Source organism: Flavobacterium sp. (assembly GCF_028712645.1).
GTDB lineage: Bacteria > Bacteroidota > Bacteroidia > Flavobacteriales > Flavobacteriaceae > Flavobacterium.
The window spans coordinates 1-2,966 of the sequence record NZ_JAQTPQ010000351.1 but is presented as its reverse complement, the minus strand read 5'-3'; the positions used below and the strand labels follow the sequence as shown (position 1 = coordinate 2,966).

Below are 2,966 nucleotides of genomic sequence, written 5' to 3'. Positions count from 1 at the left end.
CAATGTCATTAAGTTAAGGATAGAATGATAAATTTGATTGCATATTTTTGATTAACGATTTTTGATTTCTGATGTGCGAGACACGTAAAATCGAAGGATTTTTATTTACTAACACAAAAATCTGAAATCAGCAATCGTTAATCTTCAATCAAAAAACCTTAACTTAATGACATTGGGGAGCCGGTAGCGTACCGCATTTTATGAAAATGATGAACACCGAACAATACCTTGCTATGCGTGCCGAAGCATTTGCGAACGACGGCATAACGGAATATCCGGAAAGCGCCTATGACATTAATGGAATATGGGACCAAAGCCGATCTACTAACTGGCAGAAAGAATTAATGGGAGGCACTTCAAAAATCACCAACATCAACGGCTCTATCTCTGGAGGTTCTGGGCAAACCCAATTTATGGTATCCGGAACTTATGGTAAGGAAACAACTGTGCTACCGGGTGATTTTGGTTACAACCGGACTTTTGAAATACTGCTGCAATAAAGTGCCGGTCATCATCTTATCATCGATAATATATCTTTTATCCGTACCGTCAAACTGCACACAGCGAATGACTGCTTTTTCAAAATAGCGATCGGGTGCTTCGGCTAAGAATAATGCAGCACCGTTTTTGAGGTAACCATCACGAGTAATTAATTTTAGATTCTGCAAAACTTGCAATTCAGCAATGGCAGGATTCAGGTTCGCACGCCCTTTAAAATCATCAATATGAGATACAGGAATGTCTTTCTCGATGTCGACTTCAGTACAGGGTGCTTCATCAAAGTAGATTTTATCTGATTGTTGGTAGAAGCTTCGTATTTCTTCGGCAGAAGTTAGCTTTTGTGAATTAGCCCCCTGCCTTAAATAAATCGAGCCCGACAAGACATAAGGCTTATTGGTTCCTGAAGGAACATCAATGACGGCAATATTTTTACCATCGACATCAATAAAATAAAATTCATAGGGAAGTTTTGGAGAAATTTTACCTAATATATTCTGCAAACTTGAACGCTTCGAATTATCTATTGTTACGCCCACAATCTTGTTTTTGTCATCAACACCAATAAGTACAATGCCGCCAGACGCATTTGCAAAGGCACATACTTCTTCAGCCACGCCCTTTAGATTAGCAGGCAGGCTAACTTTAAATTCAGAGGTATGCCCTTCTCCTGAACTGATTATGGATTGCAGTATTTCTTTCGTTAACATAGTTTTTTTGTTTAAAAATGTCTGCTTAGACTTTACCAAATATAATAAAAATCTTAGTATAGAAATTCCTTTTAGGCGTCCACTTGATGGCGCATTTTTTTATTTTAATAACCAAACCCATTATGATGTTGTATTTTAGATCAACCAAACTCATAAATCAGTTCCATTCGAGATATTACTTTTTAAATTCCCTAATTTAGATTTTAATAATTCCATATCATCGCTTACTTTTTTGTCTAAAATCTTAGCATAATGTTGGGTAGTTCTTAAACTTTTATGTCCGAGCATTTTGCTTACACTTTCGATTGGAACGCCATTTGTGAGGGTTATGGTCGTTGCAAAAGTGTGTCTGGCAATATGAAAGGTTAGCTCTTTATTAATGCCGCAAACATCAGCTATTTCCTTTAGATAGCTATTCATTTTCTGATTGCTTAGAACAGGTAATAGCCTGTCTTCATATATACATTGTGGATGGTTGACATATTTTTGGATTATTTCTTCGGGAATAGGGAGCAATGGTATTCTGGAAGGAGATTCGGTTTTTTGACGATGGGTGAATATCCATCGTTTACCATCAATACCAAGGCTAATATTGGATTGCGTTAAGTTTTTAACATCAATGTAAGCTAGGCCCGTAAAGCAGCTGAAAACGAAAATATCACTAACCAGATTTAATCTGTCTGTGGCAAATTTTTTGGAATAGATGGTTTGTACTTCTTCTTGAGATAGAAATTCTCTTTCAACCTCCCGGACTTTTGATTTATAGTTCGCAAAAGGATCTTTGTCCAGCCAACCGTTAGAAATACAAATCCTGACTATTTTTTTGAAGTTCTTGATGTACTTTACCGCAGTGTTGTTGGCGCATTTACGGACGCTTCTAAGAAAATATTCATAATCAGTAATAAAAGCGTGGTCAATCTCTTTTATGTCAATATCGGAAACTGCATATTTCCACTGAAGAAATTCAATGGTATGTTTCAATGAGGTTTTATAGCGTTCTAATGTTCCTGGAGCAAATTCTTGACCAACCAAAGATTTGACTTTGTTGTTATGATCCTAGAATATTGGAATAAGCATTCGTTGGAATTCTTTAATTCCAAACAATTCATTCTTAAAATTTTCAGTTGTGACTTTGATGTCTTTTTTGAACAATCTTTTTTCTGCCTCCAAAACTTGATTTTTTAAATAATCAAGATGACTATTTATTGTTCTAGCTTCCTCATTAGTACCCTTAACTTTGGTTCCTTCACTTGACCATCGTTCAGGATTTATATACTTGTTTGTACTAAACTCAAATCGTTTAGATTGGATTGTTACTCTTGTGTAAATTGGGCAAATACCCTCGTTGTTGACTTTTGCCCTCTTAATGTAAAAGAGAACAGATACAGTAGTGTTCATAAGTGGTAACCTTTTAGTTATTATTAAATTTAATAGTTCTAATAATTACACACAAGATGTACATATTTTGTATATGTTGTTGAACATCTTGTTGTATTGGTGGTTTTCTGTAAGAGGAGTCACTTGAATTTTTAAAATTAAGTGACACCTCGAAAGACACCAAAACTTTGAGATTAAATGAATAATTTGATATGTGATAAAAAGAAAGGTTTAATAGTCAAAAATAGTTGGTAAAAATGCTGTAAAGCATTATGAAATATGATGTTTCCAAAAGTTTATTGAAATTCGTTTCAATAAACTTTTTTATTTATGACAAATTCAAAAAAAAGCGTTGTCCAACGTGCAAAAGTCTTCAAACTA

The 2,966-nt window shown here is 34.8% G+C and carries 4 protein-coding genes; 1 reads left to right on the top strand and 3 read right to left on the bottom strand.

Going from position 1 to position 2,966, the window contains the following annotated elements:
• The first annotated feature begins 206 nt into the window (after positions 1-206).
• Positions 207-500 carry a hypothetical protein gene (locus PHC28_RS17690; protein WP_367278068.1) on the top strand — a complete coding sequence of 98 codons (294 nt, stop codon included), beginning with the start codon at positions 207-209 and terminating at the stop codon, positions 498-500.
• On the opposite strand, the gene PHC28_RS17685 is transcribed toward PHC28_RS17690, so the two are convergent.
• The 3 genes from PHC28_RS17685 to PHC28_RS18365 form a co-directional block, all read right to left on the bottom strand.
• Positions 450-1,208, bottom strand: a complete 759-nt coding sequence (locus tag PHC28_RS17685) for an RNA-binding domain-containing protein (protein ID WP_300103631.1) — start codon at positions 1,206-1,208, stop codon at positions 450-452. The genes PHC28_RS17690 and PHC28_RS17685 overlap by 51 nt on opposite strands.
• Positions 1,209-1,358: 150 nt before the next feature.
• The gene (locus tag PHC28_RS17680) at positions 1,359-2,240 is read right to left on the bottom strand and encodes a site-specific integrase (protein ID WP_367278067.1); all 882 of its coding nucleotides are present in this window, start codon (positions 2,238-2,240) and stop codon (positions 1,359-1,361) included.
• 24 nt (positions 2,241-2,264) lie between these two features.
• The gene (locus PHC28_RS18365; RefSeq protein ID WP_367278066.1) at positions 2,265-2,606 is read right to left on the bottom strand and encodes an Arm DNA-binding domain-containing protein; all 342 of its coding nucleotides are present in this window, start codon (positions 2,604-2,606) and stop codon (positions 2,265-2,267) included.
• Between the last annotated feature and the right edge of the window lie 360 nt (positions 2,607-2,966).